Raw genomic sequence first — 25,171 nt, 5'->3', positions numbered from 1 at the left:
CTTATTTGGGAAAAGATAGATAGAGGCTTGAGAAGGAGTTACGTGTTCATCGAAGCCTACTCAAAAGAGCAGGCTTCGATGAACACGTTTGCCTGACTTAAGGTCTATGAAATTAAGAAAGTTTTGGAATATAACCCTCTCATCCCTTTTTCTATTTTTTATCACTAGAAAAAACTTGGATAGACAATTTAGTTTCTAGTAAATAAATGGTTTTTCCCAGGATAAAGATTATCTTTGTTGAACCTCTAATAGCAATCTCCTTGCATAAGGCTTTTCCACCAACCGTTAAACCGGCCACAATACTAGTAAATATAATGGCCATGATTAAATGGTAAATGGAGTCTTCGTTTTGACCAGCCATCAAGGACAATTGTAGTACAACGGCTGCTGACGCTGAACCACTGACGATTCCACATATATCTCCCACTACATCATTAAAAAAGCTAGAAAAGACTTCTGCGTTCTTACAAATATGAACAGATTCCTTTGCTCCTACAATTCTTTTTGAGGCCATAGCATGGAATGGATACTCCTTCGCGGCAGCTGCAGACAACCCAATCGTATCAGAAATGACTCCAAATGAGATGAAAAAGAAGACAGTAATTATCCCTAGCATTATAGAAGCATTAGATAACACAAAAGTAGATATAGAGGAAAATATAGAAGCAAGGAGTATAGTAAAAACAGTTACTTTCGTACTCCATCCTAAAGATCTAGACAAAAAACCTATCATTATATTATCCCCTTACGCTTTTAATAACTGTAAAATAAGTTGTTTTGGACTAATCTTCCACTCTCTCTTAGTGGAAGATTAGTCATAAGTACATAATGTTTTAAGCTTAACTAATGCTTTGTGTCTTACTGGAATTGCTAGTTGCTTTGTTGAGTAATGGTTTTAGATAAGAATCTATACCATAACGACCAGCATTCATCCCACTAGCAAGAATGAGAAATTCCATTATGATGAGATTAGGATTAACACTAATAGTACCCGCGAATAAGAAGCTAAAATTAAGAAATGCACCCATCAAGCTAGAAAACCTCGTGAATATACCAAAGATTAATCCAATTCCAACGAGAACTTCTCCCGCAGGTACTAGGAAGTTAAAGAGTTCAACGTTTGGTATGGCGAAATTTTCTAGGAAATTTGCGTACCACTGCTGTACTGAGGGGTGTTCTCCACTTGATTTACTAATAGCTCCTTTTAAGAATCCAATAGCATTAAAAGGTTCGGGTCCAAACACTTTACTCCATCCTGCGGACAAAAATACCCATCCAACATACACCCGTATTACACTTAGTAAAATAGCTGCTATTCTACTCGATCGTAGCCATGTAGACATATCATCATCCTTTTTTTAGATAATTTGAAGGTATAGAACTTAATGGCACTATCATTTTTACCAACGAACAAAAAGTTTCCTTAGGGAAAAAATTTGTTGTGTGGTAAATTCTACGATGGAATATGGTAATATGTCAAATCTATATTCTTCAGTTAAAAGATCAGGGGAATTTTGTTGCATGAATGTTTTACTACAGCACTATTTAGGTTTTCTATAGTAAGAGAGGAAAAAAGAGAACATCCAAAAACGATGTACTTGATTTTCTCATGGATAGAAAGGGAATCAATTAAGAGGATTGAAAGATATGATGAAGGTTCTACATGATTCGCTTGTACAAGTAGAGTATTTTTCCTATTATGCTTTATTAATAATGTGTGTGGGGGGGTACAACTACTCCTTCTACCTCTAAATTAAATCAGAATGTAAAACGAGGAAGAAATGCATGATGTTTATCTAAGTTATAATAGCAACTTTCAAAAAGTGAATAGAAGAAATTCATAGAGGCAAGCAAACATAATCGGTGATCCTTAGTGGGGGACAATACAGAACATGGGAGATGCAATTGATTACGTAAAGCAAATCCATAAATATAATACTAAAGCAAACTAAGGAATTCATTTCGATGTAGAGTCCTACCCGACTGAAGCAAGGGAGGTAATTCTGCAAAGAGATACACACAATGGTGGGAATGTGCACAAGCCTATATAATCAAGGCAAGGTCATATGGGTTTGTAGTGGGGAGGGGATGAAAGATTTAGGCGATTGTTCACATTGAACAATCGCTTTTTCTCTGTTGGGGCAGAAAGGGAAACAGGTTTACACTACCGTACATTCCCTTTTCAAGACCACATAGCGAAAGGATTATATACGGCTAGTTACAATTTCTTTATTTTGGGATGGAAGAAACCGACGGTACGTTAAATACAAGCTTGAATAGAAATACTGGATAGATACACCACTAAACATTGTTAATGCAACTGTTCCAATACCAACAGGACCACCAATCATCAGGGCTGCGGTTGCTACAACGATAGCTATCAGTGTTTGTGCGAATCTTAAGCTAATCTCAAAACGATGACTAATAACAATCGTGACTTGAATAATAGGGGACCGTGGTAATTGAGGGAACAAATATAAAGCAATTCCTATTCCTATAAAAACAATACCCAGGAGCATTAACAATAACCGCAATACGAGTGGAGCACCAACTAAGTTAACTTGAGCAAACCCTATTTCTAGCCAAAAATCTAAAGCAAGGCTTTCCAAAACCAAAGGAATAAGAGCGAGGAATTCCGGGGACTTCCTTATCAACCAGGAATTAATGAAAATAAGCACTAACTGAGTAGCCCCGTTCCAAAATCCGACTGTTAATCCAAAAATATCTGATAAACCAATGAATAATGACTGCCAAAAACCAGCCCCAACCATTGCATTGATGACAAGTGCAACACCGAAGAAATTAGTGACAATCCCTAATATATAAATGAAAATTCGGTAGCTCATAGGAAGCCTCCTTTCTTATAATCCTCAGGTTGTTCCCACGGTGAAAGAATATCCCACTAATAATGAGAAACATATTATCATGGATATCTAATAGACGTCTGTACAATAGATGTAGAACCATTTGAAATAGTATATAGGGGAATATTATAAATACATCTCATTTTCTTTAAATTACTCCCTACATCTTTTGATATCTACTAATAAGCTAAATTTTATAGAGATTCTAGGTTTCAATCAACTATCCAATATGTTCCACTGAGCTTCACTGAGTCTCACTGAACTTCACTGAGAGCGCTGAACGTATATATTGACCTATTTTGCGTTTTGGAGGATTGATAGTTCTGGTGCTACCATAAATGGGAAATGATAAACACTTTGGAATGGAGGAGGAACTAAAATGAGTCAACGAATCCCTATAGTCGATGCAGACATACATGAAAGAGCCCAATATGAAGATTTATTAGCATATCTAGATGAACCCTTTAGAAGCTATATTAAAGATTGTAACTGGATTCAAGAAAAACACATGCCCTACGTTCAACCCACTGTTGCTGGTCTGGATAGAGCAGATGCCGTATTACCGGATGGTAGTCCAGCTGGATCAAATTTACACTTTATGCAAGAGCAATTACTGGATGATATCGGTCATGAAATCGGAATTTTGACAGGAGCTTTGGACCCTTCCCCATCCTCCATGCATGGATGGTATGAAATGGCAGCTGCTCTTGCAACTGCTTATAATGACTGGCAAATTGAGAATTGGCTAGAAAAAGATGAAAGAATCTATGGGTCAGTTCATGTAGCTGCTCAAGATAGAGATGCAGCAATAAAAGAAATAGAGCGGGTGGGGAATCATCCAAAAATGCTTCAGGTTATGCTTCCGATGGATGACATTATGTGGGGCGACCCTTACTATCATCCGGTATTTGAGGCTGCAGAAAAGCATGATTTAATCATTGGTATGCACCACAACGAACCACCTGTATATTATGGGAAATGGCCAAGATATTTCATTGAATGGCACTCTATGATATCAACGACTCACATGAAGCAAGTCACCAATATGATTTTCAATGGTGTTTTTGAGAAATATCCAAACCTAGGTGTCATGATGATTGAAGGTGGTTTCACCTTCGTGCCACACCTAATGTGGAAATTAGATCAGCAATATAGAGACTTACGAAACGAAGTACCATGGGTTAAGGAAAAGCCAAGTAACATTATGAAGAAACATTTCCGATTTACCACTCAGCCTGCAGAGGAACTAACCAAAAAAGAATTTATGTCTATCATAGAGCAAATGGGAACGGATGAGATGCTGTGCTTCTCTACCGATTATCCTCACTTTGATTATGATTCTCCAACTCGTTCCTTACCGAATCTCGATTCAGATTTAAAGGAGAAGTTGTTTTACAAAAACGCTCGTGCTTTTTATCCGAAACTTTCTAACAGGTAGAAAGTTATTGTAGTCAGAACAAATGGTGCCATGAGGTTGCTTTCTTCTATGCGTTAGCATCCTCCCTTGATTCCATCAATTTTTGCTGTAAGTCTTATCTACCTTACGTCTCAACATTTACTACTGTGTAAAAATGCATAAAACATATAAGTGTACCCTACAGCACAAAAGGTGTTTGTAGGGTACACTTAATTTCTGGCTATTTGAAGAATGCTGATCTTATCCTCAGGACAATAGGAAGTAATGGGCGAATGCTTCCAAATCATCAGGAAAGATAAGAACTTGCGGAATTCCTGCCATTAACAAGTAATTATTACTTATTTGCTAATCTAATTATTAAAGCTTATCCAAACCAACCAAGTGGCTCAGGCTTTGTATTTCTATAGATGTGTTTGACTTCTGTGTACTCTTCTATACCTTGTTTTCCTAACTCTCTACCAATTCCAGATGCTTTATAACCACCCCATGGTGCCTGCGCGAAATACGTATGAAAATCATTAATCCAAACTGTCCCCATCCTTAATTGGTTCGAAACTCTTTCTGCTTTAGAGATATCCTCAGACCAAACTGCTCCAGCCAAACCATAAACGGAATCATTTGCTAGTTGAATTGCTTCGGGTTCCGAGTGAAATTTCTCGACTGTTAAAATAGGACCAAACGTTTCTTCTTGAACAATTCGCATAGAAGAATCGCAGTTTGTGAAAATGGTAGGTTCAAAGAAAAAGCCATCTTTTACTTCTTCGCCTTGCGGTCGTGCTCCTCCTATAGCTAGATGAGCACCTTCATCTTTTCCAATTTGTACATAGTTCACCACATTATCTAAATGTTCTTGAGAAATAAGTGGGCCTGATTGAGTAGAAGAATGAAAGCCGTTTCCAAGTTTAATGTTTTTGGTTCGTCTGATTAATTCTTCCACAAATGTATCATGTATAGAATCCTCTACAATCAATCTTGCACCTGCGGAACAGACTTGTCCGGCATGAAAGAACACGGCATTTAACGCTTGATCAACAGCGGTATCAAAGTCAGCATCACTAAAGACAACATTTGGGTTTTTTCCACCAAGTTCAAGGGATACTTTTTTAAAGTTCCCTGTTGCAGCCGTCATTACTTTACGACCTGCTTCCATTCCTCCTGTGAAAGATACTAAATCAACATCATAGTTCTCAGCCAGTTCTTGACCTAATTTGGAGCCTGATCCCAGTACTAGGTTTACTACCCCTGCTGGTACTCCAGCTTCTTCGATTAACTCTGTCACTTTAATCGTTGTTAATGGAGTAATAGCACTAGGTTTGATAATTAATGTGTTCCCCGTGGCAATGGCCGGGGCTAATTTCCATGAAGCTTGCAATAATGGGTAATTCCATGGTGTTATTTGTCCGCATACTCCAACTGGTTCATGAACAACTTTGCTATTGGAATTCGGTATGGGTGATTCGATAATCTCACCGCCGTCCTTATCCGCTAGGCCACCGTAGAAACGAAAGACTTCCGCAATGTCTTCCATATCCTGCAAGCTTTCTGTTAATGTTTTTCCTGTATCCAAGGTTTCTAATTCTGCTAACTCTTCTTTATCTCTTTCTATTAATTCAGCAATTCTGACAACTAGCTTTCCTCGCTCTAATCCTGTAGATTTACGCCAATCTCCTTCATCAAACGTTTGACGCGCTACTTGTATTGCTTCTATTACATCTTCCTTAGTACCTTCAGCTACATTTGCAATAACATCTTGATTAAATGGGTTGATAATGTCACGCGTTTCACCATGTTTGGCATCTATCCATTCGCCATTTATAAACATTTTCTTTTTAATCAATTTGAGAACCTCCTTTTATTTACATACCATATATCACTATACCTGTTATTCCAGCTATTACGATGATCCAAAGTGGTGAGATTTTTTTCACCATGAGTACAATAGTAAGGAGCAAAATCCCAACTTGTGTACCAAATGAAGCATTAAAGGAAAATAACTTAATTTGAAATCCCATTTGAATACCTGCATATAAGATGAGCGCTGTAATAACAGGATGAATGCCATATAGTCCATTATTAAGCTTCCTTGTATTTCTGTTTCTTGATACTAGTCTGATAAGGACTAACATCAGGAAAAGAGAAGGGAGTAGACTACCTATAATTGCTACCACTGCACCAAGGATACCGGCTGTTTCATATCCTACAAACATAGCGGCGTTAGAAGCTATGGGACCGGGAGCTGAGCTGGCAAGTGCAATAACATCCGTGTATTGTTCGGGAGTGAGCCAATTATGCCTGCGGACAGCCTGTTCCATGAGTGGAATCATAGCGTACCCTCCACCAAAACCGAAAAATCCTATTTTCAGAAACTCAAAAAACAACAGGAAAATCATGGTTATATCCCTTTCTGGGAGGAAATATAAGGATAAAGCATACCTATCCCTCCACCAGCTGCAATCATAATCAATGGAAATATTGATTGAGAAAACAGTAAGCCTAGAGAAATGATAAAGATGATAACAGTAAGCTTATCTTGTATAGCATTTCTACCAATTTGAAAGGCTGCGTAGATAATCAGACCGATAATCGCTGGCCTTATCCCTTTAAATGCTTGTTGAACAATGGATAAGTTGTTATAGGTTACATATAGATAGGTGAGCATAGTCATTATCAGACTTGCAGGCAACACCATACCTACCAATGCCGCTAAGGATCCCCATATTCCCTTAGAAATATAGCCAATATAAATAGCGACATTAACTGCAATGGAACCAGGTGCGGATTGAGCAATAGCTAGCATGGTTGGGATATCCTCTGTTTTAAACCAACCTTTCTTTCGAACAAATTCACTCTCCAAATGGGGGATAATGGCTATACCTCCGCCAAATGTAAGAGGACTAATCTTTGCAAACACAAGAAAAAGGGTGAGCAAATCTTTATGTGTGGCAGACACCCTTTTAGCTTGTGATGGTTTAGTAGCCAACAATTACCCTTCACCCATAATGCTTGTACTATGGAGAGGCTGGATTTTGGCATTTGGGTCAATATAGTGTTTTGCTTGACTGATTGCTACTGGTGCTTCACCAAATCCAGAGGCAATTAACTTTACTTTTCCATCGTACGTAGCAATATCACCCGCTGCATAGATACCATGAATATTAGTTTCCATCTTGGAATTCACTTCAATAGCATTGCCGTTTAGGGACAACCCCCATTCCTTAATGGCCCCCAAACTGGTTAGGAATCCATGGTTCACTAGCAGAGCATCTACGCTTAATTTTTCTAATGATTCTGTTTTTTTCTCTTTGAGGTGGATAGAGTCAATCACTCCATTTTCTCCAACGAGCTCTTCAATCACCATCGGCGTTTTAACAGTTACATTCGAGTTTTTCAACTCATTCACGCTATGTTCGTGTGCTCTAAATTTATCTCTTCGATGCACGAGTGTTACTTCGCGTGCCTTATCCTGGAGCATAAGCGCCCAATCAACAGCGGAGTCTCCTCCTCCGGAAACACAAACGCGTTGATTTCTAAATGATTCCAAATCAGTTATGGAATAGTGCAAATTATTTCCTTCATACTGCTCGCAATCCACTTTTAACTTGCGGGGTTGAAAGGCTCCTGCACCACTTGTAATTATGACTGCTTTAGAATAATGAACATCCTTTGTAGTGGAAATCTTAAATAGATTATCTTCTAGTTTTTCAACATGTTGGACATTCTCATCTAGGCATACTTCCGGATTAAATTGATTTGCTTGTTCTTCTAGTTGATAAACTAAGTCCTTCGCTAACACTTTAGGAAAACCGGCAACATCATAGATATATTTTTCAGGATATAAAGCCATTAATTGGCCACCCAATTGTGGTAGGCTATCTATTACTTTAATTGACATATCTCGTAAACCACCATAAAAAGCAGTAAACAACCCCACAGGTCCTCCTCCGATGATGGTTACATCTACTAGATTTGAATTGCTCATATGCATCACCTTACTATCGTTTATTTGTACACAATGACATCATCATCTTCTACTCTAACGTTGAAACTTTTCAGCTTCTTAGACGAATCAGCAAGCATCTTACCTTCGTTCTTTACATCGAATTCTCTACCATGCCAAGGGCAACGTATAATTTCCCCCACTTGGCAATACTCATATTCACCAGGTCCATCTGTGGTAGATTGAGTAGCTCCACATAGCTTTCCTTTACCGAGTGGAGCTCCTTGGTGAATGCACGAGTTCATGAATGCATAAAACTCTCCATCTGGTGTTCTACAAAGCACGACCCCGACTTTACCAAACGTAAATTCTTGCATTTCTCCTGGTTGAATGTCGTGCTGCTTACATACAATTTGCTCTTTCATCATTATTCCTCCTCCGTATTAGGAAGTTTTGGATAAAAAGATTTTGCATTTTGCGAGAAAATCTTCCGCTTTAAGTCTGCATCTAAAGGTGGCAGTGCACGAGTTGGTGAATCATAATCCCAGTGAGGATAATCCGTAGAGAAGCACAGCATCTCATCTGTTCCCATTTGCTCAATCAGGGAGAGCATTTCCTTTTTGGTAAGCTCCTCTGCTGGTTGGGTCGTAAATCGTACATGCTGTTTCATAATCTCACTTGGCTTCCGTTTGATCCACGGCACTTCATGGCGAAGATCTCGATACTGTTGATCCATTTTCCACATCAGGTGCGGGATAAATGTAAAACCACCCTCAATCATTATCAAACCTAAGTTAGGGTATTTTTCAAATACGCCATTAAAAATCATATTGGTCACTTGCTTCATGTGAGCAGTAGGGATAAGAGTGTGCCATTCGATAAAGTACCTTGGCCATTTCCCGTAATAAACAGGTGGTTCATTATGGTGCATCCCTATCATTAAGTTATGTTTTTCTGCAGCTTCAAAAATAGGGTGATAGTAAGGATCTCCCCACATGATGTCGTCAATAGGTAACAACACTTGCACCATCTTAGGGTGTGAACCGACACGCTCGATTTCTTTTACAGCTTCATCTCTTTCTTGGGCTGCAATATGGACAGAACCATACAATCGCTCATCCTTGTCCAACCATTCTTTTATCTGCCAGTTGTTATAAGCAGAAGCTAATGCCACAGCCATTTCATGCCACCCATGCATAGAAGAAGGGGATGGATCCAATGCACTGGTTAAAATGCCTGCTTCATGACCTATGTCATCTAAAAGTTGTTCTTGCATGAACGTTAAGTCTGAACCAGCAGGTCCTCCACTTGGCGGGATAGCATCCGCACGGTCCACTCCACCAACAGATGGCTGGGTGTAAGGCATGTGTTTTTCTTGTATCCATTGGCAATCTGTAATATACGATTTAAACGGTTCTTCCAAGTAATCTAGTATTTGTTCATAGCTCACTCTTTCATGAATGTCTGTATCGATTAACGGAATGTCATTTTGGGTCATATAGAAACCTCCTGTTTTGATGTTTAACGATATGAAGCTTAGCATTCCTTTTTCAGTGCTCCAAAGTCGGTGAGATGGATTGAGTGGCACTTAGATAGCTCAGTTCTCCTCAGTGAAGCTCAGTTCTCCTCAGTAATAGAATTTTGTTTTTTTTGAGTAAAATTGCATAATTAAAATTTTTATAAAAATTTTGTGACTCTCTAAAACTTGTCATTGGGCAATCTCCACATTAATTTTCACTCTATCTAGCTGGTTTCGACATTGCATATAAAATTTGGGTAAGTTAAACTCCTAAACCATGTACAGAACATATTTTTTATACAGTACAAATTAAAATTTTTGTGAGGAGGGGTATCTTGAACAAGTTTACAAATTTGTTTTGGGTAGCAATTTGGATTGGTATTGTGTTTGTAGGATGGGGAGTGATTTTTCCAGAAAACTTAAATGAAGTGATGATGACATTGCGTAATAGTGTTTTGGATCAATTCGGATGGTTTTATCAACTAATCGTTTCGCTTTTTTTCATCGTTGGTATTTTCATAGCAATGAGTAAATATGGAAAAATTAAATTAGGGGATGACGATGATACTCCTGAGTACAGTACAGCTACATGGTTTGCCATGTTGTTTAGTGCGGGTATGGGGGTAGGTCTACTTTTTTGGGGGGTTTCAGAGCCCGTGGCGCACTATTCTAACCCACCATTTGGAGAACCAAACACCATTAAATCAGCAAACAAAGGGCTGGAATATACATATTTGCATTGGGGATTTCATGCTTGGGGCATATATGCAATTGTAGGATTAGGACTTGCTTACTATAAATTCAAAAAGAAATTGCCGGGTATGATGAGTGCGACCCTGTACCCTTTATTAGGTTCTAGAGTAAATGGGCCAATAGGTTATGTGGTAGATATAATATCTGTGTTTGCAACACTCTTTGGGGTAACAATTGCGTTAGGGATCGGGGCATCTCAAATAAATAGTGGCTTGAATTATCTAATGGGTATCCCCGTCAATTTTCCAACGCAACTTGGGATTATGGGTATTACCGCTATACTATTTATTTATTCTGCTTCATCCGGTTTATCGAAAGGAATTAAATATCTCAGTAATGCTAACTTAATATTAGCAGTCCTATTATTTTTCTCTTTTCTATTCCTAGGACCTACCCAATTCATGTTGGAGACCTTCACTTCAACATTTGGGTCTTATGTGCAGAACCTTCCGAGTATGGGATTACGCTTTGCTCCCTTCACGGAGGAGGACAATCAATGGGTAAAAGATTGGACCATTTTTTACTGGGCATGGTTCATTTCTTGGACACCTTTTGTGAGTACATTTATTGCTCGTGTTTCGAAAGGACGTACGGTTCGAGAGTTTGTCACAGCTGTTATTATAGCCCCTACCATTGTTTGTACGTTATGGTTCGGGGTATTTGGAAGTGCAGGTTTGTACTTTGATTTAGTACAGGGTATGGATGTATCAGGTAAGAGTTTGGAAACAGCATTATTTTACGTATATGATCAGCTACCGCTAAGCGGATTTCTATCAATCATTTCTTTGATATTAATATTTACTTTCTTTGTTACGTCTGGTGATTCTGCTACTTTTGTTCTAGGTATGCAAACATCAAATGGAAGCCTGAATCCCCCATTTTTTGTTAAGTTTAGTTGGGGGATTATTATGACAGCCATCGCGGCTATATTAATGGGCACAGGTGGGTTAGATGGATTACAAGCAGCGACCATAATTTCCGGATTACCTCTGTCTTTCATTTTATTGGGGACAGTCGTTGGCTTGTTTAAGTCCTTTAGTCAAGAATTAAGGGACTAACTTAGAGTTACCCATGGAGAAATATTGTCAAGATTTGTTACTACTACCTATTTTGGAATATGGACTAGCTCCATTGTTATAGGAATTTAATAATATTTTGATGAATCAACCTGATGAGAGAGTCGAATTCATAAATTAACCTTATTAGGGAAAGTTCGGGGTTAGAGGGCATTCATAATGGACTTCCTCCAAATATATTAGCTGGATTATAACGGATAGTCATAAAGTATTAAACCTATTTAGTTCAATATAAGGGAATTAAAACCTAATTGCACTGTAGCTTGATACTCCAATCTCCTGAAAGTGGAAAAGAGAGGTATTCTCAAAAAAACGTAAATAGAAATCAACGCTCCTTCATACGTTGATTTCTATTTTTCTTCTTTTCGATTACTCAAGTACCTATAAAACGTGGCACGACCCATTCCAGTAGCATCCAGAATCTCTTTTATACTATATTCTTTACTATCATACATCCGAAAGGCCATATCCAACTTGGATTGGTCTTTTTTTGGTCCCTCACCTTGTTATAGAACAATATGAACGGGAGACCTTTATCACTTAAGAGAGTTTCAGGTCAGTTTATTCTTAAGGATTTAGGTCTGTCGTTCATTCTCCTTTATCTTCACGGGGTATTCCCTTTAATGGTAATGGAGAATAGTTTAGTTGTATCCATTATGTTATATGGTTTTTGCAAGATTCTCGTGATATTCGTACTGGCTTAAATTCAATTGATGGATGCCGTAGAAGGATTTGAGTGCCACCATGCTGCCGCCCAGTGCACAGGCATGTTTGCCGAGGTGGGAGGGCTCAATGCGTTTATAGTGGTTCATTTTGGATTTAAGGCGTACTTCAATCTGGGAAATAACGTGTGGGTTTTGATTGAGTATGTCGCCGTTTAAGATAATAGTTTCTGGATTAAAGATGTTAATAATGTTGTTGAGTCCAATGGACATGTAATCAAAAAAGCTATTAAATACATCCATATGTGTGCCGCTCTGGAGAAGTCCGGGAATTTCTTGTGGTTGGAGGGTATCGTCCACTTCCTGGAGTCTTGCGAGTATCGCTTTTTCCGAGGCGTAGCCTTCCCAGCAGCCTCTGTTGCCGCATGGGCACAAGCGGCCATTTGATTCAATAATCATATGTCCAATTTCTCCGGCAAAACCTTGGAAGCCCCGATAGATTTCTCGGTTTTTCACTATTCCGAGTCCGATACCTGAATACATCGTGACACAGAATAGATCCTCTGTTGATGAGAAGCGAAGAGCTTGCTCGGCGAACGCTGATAGGTTGGAATTGTTATCGATATAGATTGGTGCTTGAATTTCTTCCTCTAAACGCTGTTGAATGTTTGTATCCTTCCATTGCAGTTTTGGTGTAAAGACTACATGCTGATCGTTACGGACGATGCCATGTATGCCAATGCCAATCCCGGTGAGTCCGGTCGGGGTATGGGTTTTGTCGTAGGTGGACCGAATATCCTGTAACGCCTTAATGAGAACGTCCATCGCGTGATCAATCGGCTCGTCTTCGAGGTGAAGTGTACGAACTTCAAGCGTCTCGCCGAGCAGGTCGGTAATGTGGACCAGAATTTGAGGATGGTCCACATCGACACCAATCGCATAACCTGCCTGTCGGTTGATTTTTAAGAAAATCGGCTTTCTTCCTCCAGAAGATGCCGTTGCTTCTTCCTCAATCAGTAATGCTTCTTCTAGTAGTCCGTTGATTTGCTCTGAAACGGTTGATTTATTAAGACCGATTTTTCGAGCAAGTTCACTCCTTGAGATTGTACCGTGCTCGATGATTGTTTCTATTAACAGTCTGCGGTTCATTGTTTTCATTAATTGACCGTTTGCTTTGCTCATGAGAGGCTCCTTTCAAAAAAACACTTGAAATATGTAGCGCTTACATTTAGTATAATACATATAGTTTGTTGGGTAAACAAACAAAGTGTATCTACATTAATATTTTTGTGTAAATGGACCCCATCCTAGATTCCCTCCCTTAGAGCATTTTTTTCAACAAGCTAAAATATAGAAGCAAAGGAGAGTTTGTTCTTGAATCCGATTATTTCAGACGATTTCCTTCTAGATACTGAGATGGCGAAAAGACTCTACAACACTTATGCGAAAGCATTGCCTATTCTTGATTTCCATAATCATTTATCTCCAACAGAGATTCGACACAATCGCACGTTTACCAACATGACAGAAATTTGGCTAGAAGGTGATCATTACAAGTGGAGGGCGATGAGAGCTTGTGGCATTGAGGAAGCGTACATAACAGGTGATGCTTCGGACAAAGAAAAGTTTTTGGCTTGGGCGAAGGTTGTGCCACAATTGCTTGGCAATCCGCTCTATCACTGGGTACACCTTGAGCTCAAGCGGTATTTTGACATTGACCTTCTGCTCAGCGAACAAACGGCGGAAGAGATTTGGATACTTGGGAATGAGAAATTGCAGTCTATGACCACTCATTCTCTTCTAAAAGCGAACAAAGTCGAATTTCTCGGTACAACCGATGACCCCACTGATGTCTTAGATGACCACCGTTATTTACAAGAAAGTGACTTAGCCTGTTTCGTTGCCCCGTCGTTTCGTCCAGATCAAGGGTTGGAAGTGAATGGAAACCAGTTTGTTTCATGGGTGGAACGGTTAGCAATCCGGACGAACAAAACCATCACCACTTACACCGATTTTATGGATGCTCTTGATGAGCGGATCGATGCTTTTGATGCCCTTGGCTGCCGTGCTTCGGATCACGGGCTGAGTGAAATGGTCTTTGAACCAGCGTCGGAGCAAGAGGTTCAACGGATTTTCGACAAGCGACTCAACAATCAGCCTGTCACATTGCACGAGTCCAAACAATTTAAGACCCACACCTTACTGAGACTAGCTGGTAAATACCAGGAGAAAAATTGGGCCATGCAGCTCCATATCGGTCCGTTACGAAACAATAATACGAAAATGTTTAAACAGCTTGGACCGGACAGCGGGTTTGATTCAATTGGGGATCGTCCAGTTGCGGAACCATTGTCTGCCTTTCTTAATCAACTAGAGCAGCACGGTCAGCTGCCGAAAACTGTATTATATGGCTTAAATCCACGAGACAACTATATTCTCGCAACAATGGCAGGGAATTTCCAAAGCGGGGAACAACCCGGCAAAATTCAGTTTGGAACTGCCTGGTGGTTTAACGACCATCTGGATGGTATGCGGGACCAGATGCAGATTCTCGCAAACGTTGGAACCTTACGCCATTTTATCGGGATGCTGACTGATTCCCGCTCGTTTTTATCCTTTTCACGGCACGAATACTTTCGTCGCATCCTCTGTAACTTGCTAGGAGAGTGGAGTGAAAAAGGGCTGGTGCCTGCGGATCAAGCATTACTTGGCGAATACGTTTCGGCGATATCTTACCATAATGCGGCTCATTACTTTGAGCTAGTGAGAGAGGGGGCTAACCAATGGACATGAGCTTTCGCTGGTATGGGGAAGACGATGCTGTCAAGCTTGAAGATATCAGGCAAATCCCCTTCATGAAGGGGATTGTGACAGCGATTTATAACATTCCACCAGGGGACGTATGGCCGGTAGAAAAAGTGAACGAGCTTAAGAAGAGAATTGAGGCTCATGGATTAACGCTAAATGTGATAGAAAGTGTTCCAGTTCATGAGGACATTAAGCTTGGGCTGCCCTCAAGAGAACATTACATTGCCAACTACCAAGCCACGCTCCGTAACTTATCAAAAGCCGGGGTGAAAACAGTTTGCTATAACTTTATGCCAGTATTTGATTGGACAAGAACGGCCATGGAAGCTCCCTTTCCAGATGGCTCTCACTCCCTCGCCTTTGACCAAGAAGCAGCTGACGTGATTGATCCATTAAGCGGATGTTTAACGCTACCTGGCTGGGATTTATCTTATCAAACAGACCAGCTTAGTGAGTTAATCGTACAGTTTAAACGTCTCACGGAGAACGATTTAATGAATAATCTCATTTACTTCTTAGAACAGGTTGTACCTGTTGCAGAAGAGGAAGATATCAAGCTCGCCCTTCATCCGGATGATCCACCCTGGTCCGTATTTGGGCTGCCAAGAGTCGTGACCAATGAAACGAATGTTGCCAAGCTTCTCCGGGCTGTAGACTCTCAAGCGAACGGTCTAACGTTTTGTACAGGCTCGTATGGCGCAAACCCGGAGAATAATTTGATTTCGATGATTGAAATGGCCAAAGGGCGTATTCACTTCGTGCATGCTCGCAATGTGAAGTGGACAGGCCCGAAAAGCTTCCAAGAAACATCGCATTCCATTCATGATGGATCGCTGCTGCTTATTGAGGTTATGGAAAAGCTGATTGAAACGGGCTATAACGGTCCGATTCGTCCCGATCACGGACGGATGATTTGGGGAGAATCGGGACGTCCGGGTTACGGGTTGTATGACCGTGCACTGGGGGCTTCCTATTTAAATGGCATCATCGATACAGTCAAATCTAGAATGAAAGAGGGGGATCAGCATGCAGCTTCCATTTCATATTGATTTAAAGGGGCAGGTGGCGGTAGTTACTGGGGGAAGCGGAGTGCTTGGATCGGTCATGGTTCGGGCGCTCGCAGCGTGTGGAGCCAGGGTTGCTGTGCTTGCTCGAAATCAGGAGAAAATCGATCAGGTTGTCACCAAAGTTCGCGAAGAAGGCGGTGAGGCATTTGGTTATTGTGTGGATGTCCTTAATAAGGATGAGTTGTTAAGAGCACGTGAGCATATTACCGCAACATTAGGTCCTTGTACTGTACTTCTCAATGGAGCAGGTGGCAACCATCCGAATGCAACAACCGGTATGGAGTTTTATCGTCAGAATGGGCCTTTGGATGAGCATAGCTTTTTCCATCTCGATCCTTCGGCTATTTCCGGCCTCTTTGACCTGAATTACTTGGGGACGGTACTTCCTACTCAAGTGTTTGCGGAAGACATGGCAGCAGCTGGTGCAGGGACTATTATAAATGTATCGTCGATGAATGCTTATCGTCCACTCACGAAAATTCCTGCCTATAGCGGTGCGAAAGCTGCTATTTCTAATTTAACGCAATGGCTCGCTGTTTATTTTTCTAAAGTAGGAGTACGGGTTAATGCGATTGCACCTGGGTTCTTTTTGACCAAGCAAAATGAGGAGCTACTAATTCAGGAAGATGGGACATTTACCGAAAGGGCAGAGAAAATCCTTTCACAAACTCCTGTTGAGCGGTTTGGCGAGCCTGATGAGCTGATTGGCACATTGCTCTGGCTTGTAGATCAGAAGGCATCCGGCTTTGTCAACGGAGTGGTTATTCCAATCGACGGCGGGTTTTCCGCTTATTCTGGTGTATAATATGCAATTCTTGATGGAAAATGCTTTATCTTGGTGGATATTATGAAGGGATTGGATGCTGATGGACCTATTTCCTTTTCGAATATTCCTTTTTTTTCCAGTTGCTAAGCTCGTTAATGGTGTAAATAAGAAGAAAAGCAAGAACTGTTAAGAAGGGGACAAGAAATGTAACTTCTGCTGGCGGATTATCTGGTATGATGATGTAAATTATCGAAATAATCAAAAAAGGAAGGAGGGCACATCATTATGGAGGATTACCGTGTTTGTTTCGATACCAATCAGAAGCTAGCAGCGAATAAATTTAAAATGGGCTATCAGCTGGAAACAAATAAACATAATTGGACATTGCACTCCCATAAAGGGTATGAAATTTATTTCTTTTATGAAGGCAAGGCTAATTATTTAATCGAGAATAAGGTGTATCAGATTCAACCTGGAGACATGCTCCTCTTGAACGGTGAGACTATTCACGGGGTAAATCCTGAAAAAGGCGTCTATCGTAGAAGCTTTATTAATTTTCTTCCTGAGTTCTTGGAAGGTACATTGGAGCCTGCCTTTTATGAGAGAGTAAAAGCTTTATTTAATCAGGAGGGCGGCAAGTTAATTAGGTGGGGGTTGGAAGAGTGTGACCGGGTTGATACCATCCTTGCTGACATGAATGAAGAAAAGCTTCGTGAACAGGCTGGCTATCAGGCGATGATTACGTCGTCACTCGTACAGCTGCTCGTGAAGATATATCGCAAGGCAGCCTTGTACGAAGGGAGAAGCAGTGAAGGCATTTGGAGGCAGAGGGACAACCACGTAGAACGCACGCTTACCTATGTGAATACGCATTACATGAAGGACATGACCCTTGATCAGATTGCCGTGGATCTCCACCTCAATAAGTATTACATGTGCCACTACTTTAAGGAGGTGACAGGCATTTCCGTGAAAAAGTATTTAACGAAGCGCCGTATGGAAGAAGCCAAGAAGCTTTTGCTGACATCAGAGCAATCTATAGAATCTATTGCCTTTACCATTGGACTAAACGGGCATGTTCAGTTAAGCCGTCTCTTTAAGCAATATAACGGTACGACGCCGGTTACCTTTCGGAAGCAGCATGGAAAGGCAGACCCTAATGTGACATAGGGGATAGAAAGGTGGGAGGTCATGAACATTTATCCTGTTGTGGAGAAAGCATTATGGCTTTGTGAATGGATTATGAGGCTCGCTTACGTCAATGTTTTATGGTTGTTGTTCTCCATTGTAGGGTTGGGAGTATTCGGCATCGGACCTGCAACAGCTGCACTGTTTACAGTTCAAATGAAATGGCTGCAAGGCGATGAATCTACAGGTGTTTTCTCCACTTTTTGGTCTACTTACAAAAAAAGATTTTGGAAAGCGAATCTACTAAGCTATGTCCTCATTCTATTGGGTTTAATCCTTTATTTTGACCTTACGTTCTTTGCGTCGCGTGAAGGGCTGCTATTTAAAGGAATCTCCTTGCTGACATTCACCTTATCCATGTGGTATTTAATGACAGTATGCTACTCCTATCCATTTTTCATTAACTATGAGCTTACGATTAAACATACAATCAAAAACTCGTGGATTGCGGTGATGCTCAAGCCAATTCACACGCTAGCCATGCTACTCACAACTGGAGCTTGCGGGTTTATTGTATTATCCTTTCCAAAGCTATTACCCTTCTTCGGAGTAAGTCTCCCTTGTTTATTAATCTTGCTGTTTGTCAATAAAACTTTTCAGAAAGTAAATGATGTGACCGAGGCTTTAGAAGCAGCGTGACTATAACAGTAAAATGTAAGCGTTATCTAAATTATTATTAATTTCAAATTTAGGAGGACAAGAGATGAAAATGATTAAGGATCGACTGGTGTTACTTCTGGTGATAGGGATGGCTGTAGGTTTGTTGAGCGCTTGTGCTTCAGATGATGCAAGCGGTGAAGGAGAAAAGGAAGGTGAGAAAGTCACCTTGCGTATGACGTGGTGGGGCTCCCAAGAACGTCATGACCGGACCCAGAAGGTGATAGATTTATATGAAGAAAAGAATCCAAATGTTGAAATCTCAGCACAGTTCAGCGGCTGGGACGGGTATTGGAACAAGCTCGCGACTCAGGCGGCGGGTGGGAATCTGCCTGATATTATTCAAATGGATTACAAATACCTATCGGAATATGCAGGAAACGGTCTTTTAGAAAATTTAAATCCGTTCATCGACTCTGGTGTACTTAATTTCGATGATGTCGATCCCCTTTATTTAGATGGAGGAAAGCTGGAGGACAAACTCTACGCTGTTAACATTGGGGCCAATGCCCATACACTCGTCTATGACCCGTCTCTATTTGAAAAAGCAGGGGTTGAGGTGCCTGAGCCAGGCTACACGTGGACAGATCTTAAAGAAATGGGTCAAAAACTGTCTGATCAGCTCGGTGAAGGGGTTTATGGTATGCAGCCGAATGCCGGGATAATGCGTTTTAAGCACTATCTTAGAGAAAACGGTGTATGGCTCTACAACGAGGATGGGTCAGGACTTGGCTATGAGAATGACCAGCTGTTAGTTGATTATCTGCAGCATACAGTAGATGTGCTGGAATCCGGTGCTGCTGCGCCACCAGAATTATTCATGAGTGCTGGTACGAATGTGGAGCAGATGCCGATTGTTAATGAAAAGACTGCCGTAATTACGGATTTACACAGTAACCAAATCTTAGCTCTAGAGCAGGCAGCAGGCCGTCCGCTTGCTCTAACGATTCAGCCAATGCTAGAAGGCGGCGAGCTTGGTCACTATGTAAAACCTGGGCAATTCTTCTCCGTAACAAGTCAATCCGAGAAGGCTGAAGAAGCAGCAAAATTCATAGATTTTGTTACGAATGACCTGGAAGCTAACGAAATTTTAAATGCAGAACGAGGTGTGCCAATTTCAAGCAAAGTGAGAGAGCACTTGAAGCCGAATTTATCAGATGCTGGTAAGAAAATGTTTGATTACCTAGAGCTAGTAGAAGATTATGCGAGCGAGATAAACGAGCCAGATCCACAAGGGGCTACTGAAATTGAAGATTTCTTTGAAACGCAGATTGAAGAGGCAATTTACTACGGCAAAATAACGCCAGAGGAAGCAGCGGCTTTATTCAGAAAGAAGGCTGAAGAAGTGCTAGCAAATAACCAATAGGTTAGGAGAATGGGGGCAGAAGCTAGCTTCTATAGCAAGCTTCTCCCTCGTAAGGAGGGACATTATGAATGGGAAAACAGACACGCTCGTAGGAAGTAGTAAGCTCGTTCGTGACAAGAGGAAAGTAAGCAAATTGCAAAGCCAGCGGAAAATTGACTTGATTGGATTTGCCTTCATTTCGCCGTGGCTGATTGGATTTATTGGCTTTATTTTAGGGCCAATGATTGCTTCGTTGTATTTCTCTTTTACCGATTATGACCTGTTATCTGCACCACAATGGATTGGGTTTGACAATTATATCCATATGTTTACCAACGATCCCCGCTTCCTGCAGGCGTTGAAGGTGACATTCATCTTTGTGTTCGTTTCGGTTCCTGTAAAGCTCGCCTTCGCATTGCTTGTTGCGATGCTGTTTAATACGAATCGCAAAGGAGTCGGACTGTACCGGACAATTTATTATGTTCCATCCATATTGGGAGGCAGTGTTGCCGTGGCAATTGTATGGAAGCAGCTGTTCAGTACCGATGGCGCCTTTAACGATATTTTAGCAGTCTTCGGATTTCAAGGTGTTAACTGGATTGCCAGTCCAGATTATGCTTTATCAACGTTGATTCTGCTTGTTGTTTGGCAATTTGGTTCTCCGATGCTCATTTTTCTAGCTGGCTTAAAGGCAATTCCATCCGAGCTGTATGAAGCCGCCTCTGTGGACGGGGCAAATGGGCTATTGAAGTTTCTTAAAATTACGATACCGATGCTATCGCCGGTTATCTTTTTTAACCTCGTGATGCAGACCATCCAAGGATTCATGGCGTTCACACAAAGCTTTCTTATTACCCAAGGTGGTCCGTTAGACAGCACACTGTTTTATGCTGTGTATTTATATGAAAAAGCATTCGGTCACTTTGATATGGGTTACGCTTCTGCCCTAGCTTGGATTTTACTGGGTATCACAGCCATTTTCACGATGTTTATTTTCCGCTCTGCAAAAAGTTGGGTGTATTATGAGTCAGAAGGAGGGAAATGAAGATTATGTTTGCCAAGTATAAAACAACGATTTACCATACGTGCACTATTTTCCTTGGGCTGCTTATGATTTATCCGATTTTGTGGACGTTTGCGAGCTCGCTGAAGCCTGAGAGCGAAATATTCCGCAACGCCTCTTCCTTAATTCCCTCTGTTCTGAAATGGGAGAATTATGTTCAAGGATGGAATGGGTTCGGTGATGTCAGCTTTACTACATTCTTTCTAAATTCGACATTTGTGACAACCATGGTCGTCATTGGTACGATCTTTTCCTCGACTCTGGTTGCCTTTGGCTTCGCGCGTGTCAAGTTTCGTTTTCGGACACCGCTGTTCATTTGCTTACTGGCCACGCTCATGTTGCCTCAACAGGTGACGTTAATCCCTCAGTACATTTTGTTCCATAACCTAGGCTGGGTAAATACGTTTCTGCCATTAATAGTACCAGCCTTTATTGGCGGTATTCCATTCTTTATTTTTTTAATGATCCAGTTCATCCGCGGCATCCCGAAGGAGCTGGATGAAGCAGCCGCTATTGATGGGTGCAGTTCGTTCGGCATCTTTTGGAGAATTGTGCTGCCGCTGACGACTCCAGCTATTGCGACGGTTGCAATTTTCTCCTTTTATTGGACATGGGATGATTTTATGTCCCCGTTAATCTATTTAAATGACACGAAGTTATTCACGGTAGCACTTGGGTTACAAATGTTCTCTGATCCTTCATCCGTGTCAGCATGGGGGCCGATGTTTGCGATGTCTGTGGCGTCGATTGTACCACAGTTACTCGTATTTTTATTTTTCCAGAAATACTTAGTGGAGGGCATTACAGCAGGGAGTATGAAAGGATAATTTTATTTGGGAAAGGTTGATGAAGATGACAAAAACGTACCGTTTTGCATTGATTGGCTGCGGTGTGATCAGCAGGACTCATGCCGAGCAAATTTCAGCAATTGAAAATGCCGAGCTTGTAGCAGTAGTAGATCGGAACGAAGCGAAAATGAAGCGTCTTGCTGCCGAATACAATGTCGATGGGTATGTCGATTATCATGAGATGCTGAAGCGAGAGGATATTGATGTAGTCAACATATTAACTCCAAGCGGTATGCATAGTGACATGGCTATTGCCTGTGCCAATGCCGGAAAGCATGTTATAACGGAGAAGCCAATGGACGTAAATATAGAAAAAGCTCACGCCATGATTAATGTGTGCAAAGAGCAAGGGGTGAAACTTGCTGTCATCTCTCAGCATCGATTTGATCCTGCAACAGTTCAGGTGAAAAGAGCGATTGAAGAGGAACGCCTTGGTAAGCTCATTCTCGGACAGGCTGCGGTGAACTGGTACCGATCTCAAGAATACTATGACAGCGGTGAATGGCGGGGTACTTGGGAGCTTGACGGTGGAGGAGCACTCATGAATCAAAGCATTCATACAATCGATTTGCTGCAATATTTGATGGGACCCATCACTCAGGTGGAAGCAAAAATCGCGACATTGACTCATGAGCGTATTGAAGTGGAAGATATTGCGGTTGCCACAGTGAGATTTGCGAATGGCGGACTTGGAACAATTGTTGGCACGACGAGCGCATATCCTGGTCTATCCGCAAGGCTTGAATTATTTGGAACGACAGGCTCAGCTAAAATTGAAGATGATGAGCTGCTGCAACTGTTTGTGAAGCCCGATTCCAGTAATAGCACACCAGAGGATGCCATAAACTTAGCTAGTCAACAGTCAGGCGATGCGGCGACCGGTTCCGCAGACCCTGGAGCAATTGCAGGAAATGCGCACCGCCTGCAAATCGAAGACATGATTGAAGCGCTGGAAGCGGGGCGGGAGCCGATTGTGAATGGGGAAGAGGGCCTAAAGCCGCTTGAAATTATTCTTTCTATTTACGAATCCGCCCAATCGCGGCAGCCGAAGACGGTACAATGAAAAGGGCCAAAACAAAGCCGGTACGGTTTGGTGTCATTGGAGCCGCAGGGATAGGCACAGAACATTTGCGTCAGCTTCACAAGCTTTGTCAAAAAGGGTATGCACGGATTGAGGCAGTGATGGACCGTTGTGATCAGGTAGCACAGGTGGCAGCCCGCCAATATCAATGTGCTGCATATAAAGACGTGCAGGAAATGTTGAAGCAAAAGGATATTGATGTCGTCTCCATTTGTGCTCCAAGCGGATTACACGGCGAGCTAACAGAGTTGGCCGCAAAGGCTGGGAAGCACGTGGTCGTAGAAAAACCAATGGAGATTTCTATTGCTAAAGCAGAAGAGATGGTGCGCATTTGTGAAGCGGAGGGCGTTCTGCTGTCTGTCATTTATCAGAATCGCTTTGCAGAAGACGTTCAGCTTCTGCGCTCTCTTCTTGCACAAGGCACACTAGGAAAACCAGTTATGATTAATGGTGCAGTGCAATGGTATCGTACTCAGGAGTATTACGATTCGTCAGTCTGGCGAGGGACATGGGCACTTGATGGCGGAGGAGCTGTCATGAACCAAGGCATCCATACGGTGGACTTGATGCTGTATCTGTTTGGCGAGTATTCGAGTGTGAAGGGACAAATAGCCACGCTTGGTCATGAACGAATTGAAGTCGAGGATACTGCCGTGAGTATCGTGGAATTCCAATCGGGTTCACTTGGAGTATTGTCCACAACAACATGTGCGTATCCGGGATATCATGTCCGAATTGAGGTCATTGGAAGTAAGGGAACTGCTAAGTTGGAAGACAATCAATTGGTCAGCCTAAATACTACAGATGGTCTTACTCTCGATCAGTTGAAGCAGAAGACAATGTCGGATGAGCTGAACTTGCATGGCCGGCAGTATCTCCAAATGATTAAAGCAATCAACGGAGAAGAACGACTTTATGTCGATGGCAAGGAAGGACTAAGAGCACTTTATTTAATAGATGAACTTTATAAGGGGAGGATTACATGCAACGAGCAGATGGTATGAATTATGCACCAGAGGGAAAACGGGAGCAGGTCGTTTCGGAGGGGGAATTTTCATTTGCTGCCATTGGTCTTGATCATGGGCATATTTACGGCATGTGCAATGGCCTGACGGAAGCAGGAGCAGATTTGAAATGGGTGTACGACGTAGATCCTCAGAAGGTCGAGGCATTTTTAGCCACCTACCCAGGCGTAAAGGCAGCGCAAAATGAGCAGGAAATATTAGACGATCCGTCTATCAAGCTGGTTGCGGGAGCTAAAATCCCATCCGAGCGCTGTGCGTTAGGGTTAAGAGTAATGGATCATGGCAAGGATTACTTTACAGATAAAGCACCGTTCACCACGCTTGAGCAGCTAGAATCTGCTCGTTTGAAAGTTGCCGAAACAGGTCGTAAATATGCGGTCTATTACAGCGAACGTCTGCATGTGGAGAGTGCCGTTTATGCTGGTCAACTCATTGAAGAAGGAGCGATCGGCCGTGTCCTGCAGGTGATAGGGTTAGGACCACACCGCTTAAACGCCCCGAGCCGGCCGGATTGGTTTTTTACGTATGAACAGTATGGAGGCATCCTATGTGACATTGGAAGTCATCAGATTGAACAGTTTTTGTATTTTACAGGCGCTAAAGACGCGAGGGTCGTACAAAGCAAAGTGGCCAACTACAATCATGCGGATTATCCCGAGCTAGAAGACTTTGGGGATGCCTCGTTAATTGCTGACAACGGTGCCACAAACTACTTTCGTGTCGACTGGTTTACACCTGATGGACTGAGTACGTGGGGAGATGGGCGTACGACTATACTCGGCACTGAAGGTTACATAGAACTACGTAAATACGTTGATATTGCCAGAAGTAAGACAGGTGATCACCTCTATCTTGTGAACGGAGAAGGAGAGCATTATTATGAGTTAGGCGGTCAAGTCGGGTTTCCATTTTTCGGAGAACTAATTCTCGACTGCTTAAATCGAACAGAAAATGCGATGACACAGGAGCATGCGTTTAAGGCCGCAGAGCTGTGCTTACACGCACAACAGCAGGCCATCCGAGTGGAGTAACGGTAGAGTGAGTAATGTAATCTCATTCACTCATGTTGTGAAAACGTGAGTGAATGAGACATAA

General features: G+C 41.8%; 24 protein-coding genes. 13 read left to right on the top strand and 11 right to left on the bottom strand.

What is annotated here, in order from left to right:
- Positions 1-151: 151 nt before the first annotated feature.
- From ACFFGV_RS20055 to ACFFGV_RS20045, 3 genes are all read right to left on the bottom strand, one after another.
- Entirely contained in the window at positions 152-733 is a 582-nt protein-coding gene (locus ACFFGV_RS20055; protein ID WP_377351696.1) for a hypothetical protein, read from the bottom strand.
- 106 nt (positions 734-839) lie between these two features.
- Positions 840-1,343 carry a DoxX family protein gene (locus ACFFGV_RS20050; protein ID WP_377351694.1) on the bottom strand — a complete coding sequence of 168 codons (504 nt, stop codon included), beginning with the start codon at positions 1,341-1,343 and terminating at the stop codon, positions 840-842.
- Between the two features lie 861 nt (positions 1,344-2,204).
- Entirely contained in the window at positions 2,205-2,846 is a 642-nt protein-coding gene (locus tag ACFFGV_RS20045; protein ID WP_377351692.1) for a YczE/YyaS/YitT family protein, read from the bottom strand.
- Between the two features lie 397 nt (positions 2,847-3,243).
- On the opposite strand from ACFFGV_RS20045, the gene ACFFGV_RS20040 reads away from it, so the two are divergent.
- The gene (locus tag ACFFGV_RS20040; RefSeq protein WP_377351690.1) at positions 3,244-4,302 is read left to right on the top strand and encodes an amidohydrolase family protein; all 1,059 of its coding nucleotides are present in this window, start codon (positions 3,244-3,246) and stop codon (positions 4,300-4,302) included.
- A 343-nt stretch (positions 4,303-4,645) separates the two neighbouring features.
- Here ACFFGV_RS20040 and betB read toward each other — a convergent pair whose 3' ends face one another.
- The 6 genes from betB to ACFFGV_RS20010 are packed head-to-tail and all read right to left on the bottom strand — an operon-like array spanning position 4,646 to position 9,716.
- Positions 4,646-6,103, bottom strand: coding sequence for a betaine-aldehyde dehydrogenase (gene betB, locus ACFFGV_RS20035; RefSeq protein ID WP_377351744.1), 1,458 nt, complete (start codon positions 6,101-6,103; stop codon positions 4,646-4,648).
- A 34-nt stretch (positions 6,104-6,137) separates the two neighbouring features.
- Entirely contained in the window at positions 6,138-6,671 is a 534-nt protein-coding gene (locus tag ACFFGV_RS20030) for a chromate transporter (protein ID WP_377351688.1), read from the bottom strand.
- A gap of 2 nt (positions 6,672-6,673) precedes the next feature.
- Positions 6,674-7,261, bottom strand: coding sequence for a chromate transporter (locus ACFFGV_RS20025; RefSeq protein ID WP_377351686.1), 588 nt, complete (start codon positions 7,259-7,261; stop codon positions 6,674-6,676).
- Positions 7,262-7,264: 3 nt separating this feature from the next.
- Entirely contained in the window at positions 7,265-8,260 is a 996-nt protein-coding gene (locus ACFFGV_RS20020; RefSeq protein WP_377351684.1) for an NAD(P)/FAD-dependent oxidoreductase, read from the bottom strand.
- A 20-nt stretch (positions 8,261-8,280) separates the two neighbouring features.
- Positions 8,281-8,643, bottom strand: a complete 363-nt coding sequence (locus ACFFGV_RS20015; RefSeq protein ID WP_377351682.1) for a Rieske (2Fe-2S) protein — start codon at positions 8,641-8,643, stop codon at positions 8,281-8,283.
- A 2-nt stretch (positions 8,644-8,645) separates the two neighbouring features.
- Positions 8,646-9,716, bottom strand: coding sequence for an amidohydrolase family protein (locus tag ACFFGV_RS20010; RefSeq protein WP_377351679.1), 1,071 nt, complete (start codon positions 9,714-9,716; stop codon positions 8,646-8,648).
- Between the two features lie 356 nt (positions 9,717-10,072).
- Here ACFFGV_RS20010 and ACFFGV_RS20005 point away from each other — a divergent pair, with 356 nt between their 5' ends.
- Positions 10,073-11,548 (top strand): BCCT family transporter, encoded by a 1,476-nt coding sequence (locus ACFFGV_RS20005; RefSeq protein WP_377351677.1) that lies wholly within the window; start codon positions 10,073-10,075, stop codon positions 11,546-11,548.
- Positions 11,549-11,916: 368 nt separating this feature from the next.
- Here the strand turns inward: ACFFGV_RS20005 and ACFFGV_RS20000 are convergent, their stop codons facing one another.
- Both ACFFGV_RS20000 and ACFFGV_RS19995 read right to left on the bottom strand, forming a co-directional pair.
- Positions 11,917-12,039 carry a helix-turn-helix domain-containing protein gene (locus tag ACFFGV_RS20000; protein ID WP_377351675.1) on the bottom strand — a complete coding sequence of 41 codons (123 nt, stop codon included), beginning with the start codon at positions 12,037-12,039 and terminating at the stop codon, positions 11,917-11,919.
- Between the two features lie 186 nt (positions 12,040-12,225).
- Positions 12,226-13,410, bottom strand: a complete 1,185-nt coding sequence (locus ACFFGV_RS19995; RefSeq protein ID WP_377351673.1) for an ROK family transcriptional regulator — start codon at positions 13,408-13,410, stop codon at positions 12,226-12,228.
- Between the two features lie 192 nt (positions 13,411-13,602).
- Here ACFFGV_RS19995 and uxaC point away from each other — a divergent pair, with 192 nt between their 5' ends.
- The 11 genes from uxaC to ACFFGV_RS19940 all read left to right on the top strand — a co-directional run bounded on the left by uxaC (position 13,603) and on the right by ACFFGV_RS19940 (position 25,107).
- The gene (gene uxaC, locus ACFFGV_RS19990; protein WP_377351742.1) at positions 13,603-15,021 is read left to right on the top strand and encodes a glucuronate isomerase; all 1,419 of its coding nucleotides are present in this window, start codon (positions 13,603-13,605) and stop codon (positions 15,019-15,021) included.
- Positions 15,012-16,085: a mannonate dehydratase gene (locus ACFFGV_RS19985; RefSeq protein WP_377351671.1), complete on the top strand. Its 1,074-nt coding sequence runs from the start codon at positions 15,012-15,014 to the stop codon at positions 16,083-16,085. Before uxaC ends, ACFFGV_RS19985 begins: the two co-directional genes overlap by 10 nt.
- A complete protein-coding gene (locus ACFFGV_RS19980; RefSeq protein ID WP_377351669.1) occupies positions 16,063-16,908 on the top strand; it encodes an SDR family oxidoreductase in 846 nt (281 codons plus the stop codon). Before ACFFGV_RS19985 ends, ACFFGV_RS19980 begins: the two co-directional genes overlap by 23 nt.
- Before the next feature lie 246 nt (positions 16,909-17,154).
- Positions 17,155-18,039 carry an AraC family transcriptional regulator gene (locus ACFFGV_RS19975; protein ID WP_377351667.1) on the top strand — a complete coding sequence of 295 codons (885 nt, stop codon included), beginning with the start codon at positions 17,155-17,157 and terminating at the stop codon, positions 18,037-18,039.
- Positions 18,040-18,060: 21 nt separating this feature from the next.
- Entirely contained in the window at positions 18,061-18,696 is a 636-nt protein-coding gene (locus ACFFGV_RS19970; protein ID WP_377351665.1) for a YesL family protein, read from the top strand.
- A gap of 64 nt (positions 18,697-18,760) precedes the next feature.
- A complete protein-coding gene (locus ACFFGV_RS19965) occupies positions 18,761-20,080 on the top strand; it encodes an ABC transporter substrate-binding protein (protein ID WP_377351663.1) in 1,320 nt (439 codons plus the stop codon).
- A 64-nt stretch (positions 20,081-20,144) separates the two neighbouring features.
- The gene (locus tag ACFFGV_RS19960) at positions 20,145-21,104 is read left to right on the top strand and encodes a carbohydrate ABC transporter permease (RefSeq protein WP_377351661.1); all 960 of its coding nucleotides are present in this window, start codon (positions 20,145-20,147) and stop codon (positions 21,102-21,104) included.
- Positions 21,101-21,949, top strand: a complete 849-nt coding sequence (locus ACFFGV_RS19955) for a carbohydrate ABC transporter permease (protein ID WP_377351659.1) — start codon at positions 21,101-21,103, stop codon at positions 21,947-21,949. The genes ACFFGV_RS19960 and ACFFGV_RS19955 overlap by 4 nt, the downstream gene beginning before the upstream one ends.
- Positions 21,950-21,974: 25 nt before the next feature.
- Entirely contained in the window at positions 21,975-23,033 is a 1,059-nt protein-coding gene (locus tag ACFFGV_RS19950) for a Gfo/Idh/MocA family protein (protein ID WP_377351656.1), read from the top strand.
- Positions 23,030-24,055 carry a Gfo/Idh/MocA family protein gene (locus ACFFGV_RS19945; protein WP_377351654.1) on the top strand — a complete coding sequence of 342 codons (1,026 nt, stop codon included), beginning with the start codon at positions 23,030-23,032 and terminating at the stop codon, positions 24,053-24,055. Before ACFFGV_RS19950 ends, ACFFGV_RS19945 begins: the two co-directional genes overlap by 4 nt.
- Positions 24,034-25,107, top strand: coding sequence for a Gfo/Idh/MocA family protein (locus ACFFGV_RS19940; RefSeq protein ID WP_377351652.1), 1,074 nt, complete (start codon positions 24,034-24,036; stop codon positions 25,105-25,107). Before ACFFGV_RS19945 ends, ACFFGV_RS19940 begins: the two co-directional genes overlap by 22 nt.
- The last annotated feature ends 64 nt before the right edge of the window (positions 25,108-25,171 follow it).

It is taken from the genome of Pontibacillus salicampi, from assembly GCF_042434395.1.
In the GTDB taxonomy this organism is placed as follows: Bacteria; Bacillota; Bacilli; order Bacillales; family BH030062; genus Pontibacillus; species Pontibacillus salicampi.
This window is presented reverse-complemented; position numbering and strand designations above follow the sequence as displayed.

What these genes read in the sequence shown, in the direction of transcription:
- betB (WP_377351744.1), bottom strand. Translation starts at nt 6,103, where the DNA reads ATGTTTATAAATGGCGAATGGATAGATGCCAAACATGGTGAAACGCGT.
- ACFFGV_RS19975 (WP_377351667.1), top strand. Translation starts at nt 17,155, where the DNA reads ATGGAGGATTACCGTGTTTGTTTCGATACCAATCAGAAGCTAGCAGCG.
- ACFFGV_RS19970 (WP_377351665.1), top strand. Translation starts at nt 18,061, where the DNA reads ATGAACATTTATCCTGTTGTGGAGAAAGCATTATGGCTTTGTGAATGG.
- ACFFGV_RS20020 (WP_377351684.1), bottom strand. Translation starts at nt 8,260, where the DNA reads ATGAGCAATTCAAATCTAGTAGATGTAACCATCATCGGAGGAGGACCT.
- ACFFGV_RS19985 (WP_377351671.1), top strand. Translation starts at nt 15,012, where the DNA reads ATGGACATGAGCTTTCGCTGGTATGGGGAAGACGATGCTGTCAAGCTT.
- ACFFGV_RS20055 (WP_377351696.1), bottom strand. Translation starts at nt 733, where the DNA reads ATGATAGGTTTTTTGTCTAGATCTTTAGGATGGAGTACGAAAGTAACT.
- ACFFGV_RS19960 (WP_377351661.1), top strand. Translation starts at nt 20,145, where the DNA reads ATGAATGGGAAAACAGACACGCTCGTAGGAAGTAGTAAGCTCGTTCGT.
- ACFFGV_RS19955 (WP_377351659.1), top strand. Translation starts at nt 21,101, where the DNA reads ATGAAGATTATGTTTGCCAAGTATAAAACAACGATTTACCATACGTGC.
- ACFFGV_RS19995 (WP_377351673.1), bottom strand. Translation starts at nt 13,410, where the DNA reads ATGAGCAAAGCAAACGGTCAATTAATGAAAACAATGAACCGCAGACTG.
- ACFFGV_RS20030 (WP_377351688.1), bottom strand. Translation starts at nt 6,671, where the DNA reads ATGATTTTCCTGTTGTTTTTTGAGTTTCTGAAAATAGGATTTTTCGGT.
- ACFFGV_RS20040 (WP_377351690.1), top strand. Translation starts at nt 3,244, where the DNA reads ATGAGTCAACGAATCCCTATAGTCGATGCAGACATACATGAAAGAGCC.
- ACFFGV_RS20010 (WP_377351679.1), bottom strand. Translation starts at nt 9,716, where the DNA reads ATGACCCAAAATGACATTCCGTTAATCGATACAGACATTCATGAAAGA.
- ACFFGV_RS19945 (WP_377351654.1), top strand. Translation starts at nt 23,030, where the DNA reads ATGAAAAGGGCCAAAACAAAGCCGGTACGGTTTGGTGTCATTGGAGCC.
- ACFFGV_RS19980 (WP_377351669.1), top strand. Translation starts at nt 16,063, where the DNA reads ATGCAGCTTCCATTTCATATTGATTTAAAGGGGCAGGTGGCGGTAGTT.
- ACFFGV_RS19940 (WP_377351652.1), top strand. Translation starts at nt 24,034, where the DNA reads ATGCAACGAGCAGATGGTATGAATTATGCACCAGAGGGAAAACGGGAG.
- ACFFGV_RS20045 (WP_377351692.1), bottom strand. Translation starts at nt 2,846, where the DNA reads ATGAGCTACCGAATTTTCATTTATATATTAGGGATTGTCACTAATTTC.
- ACFFGV_RS19950 (WP_377351656.1), top strand. Translation starts at nt 21,975, where the DNA reads ATGACAAAAACGTACCGTTTTGCATTGATTGGCTGCGGTGTGATCAGC.
- ACFFGV_RS19965 (WP_377351663.1), top strand. Translation starts at nt 18,761, where the DNA reads ATGAAAATGATTAAGGATCGACTGGTGTTACTTCTGGTGATAGGGATG.
- ACFFGV_RS20050 (WP_377351694.1), bottom strand. Translation starts at nt 1,343, where the DNA reads ATGTCTACATGGCTACGATCGAGTAGAATAGCAGCTATTTTACTAAGT.
- ACFFGV_RS20015 (WP_377351682.1), bottom strand. Translation starts at nt 8,643, where the DNA reads ATGAAAGAGCAAATTGTATGTAAGCAGCACGACATTCAACCAGGAGAA.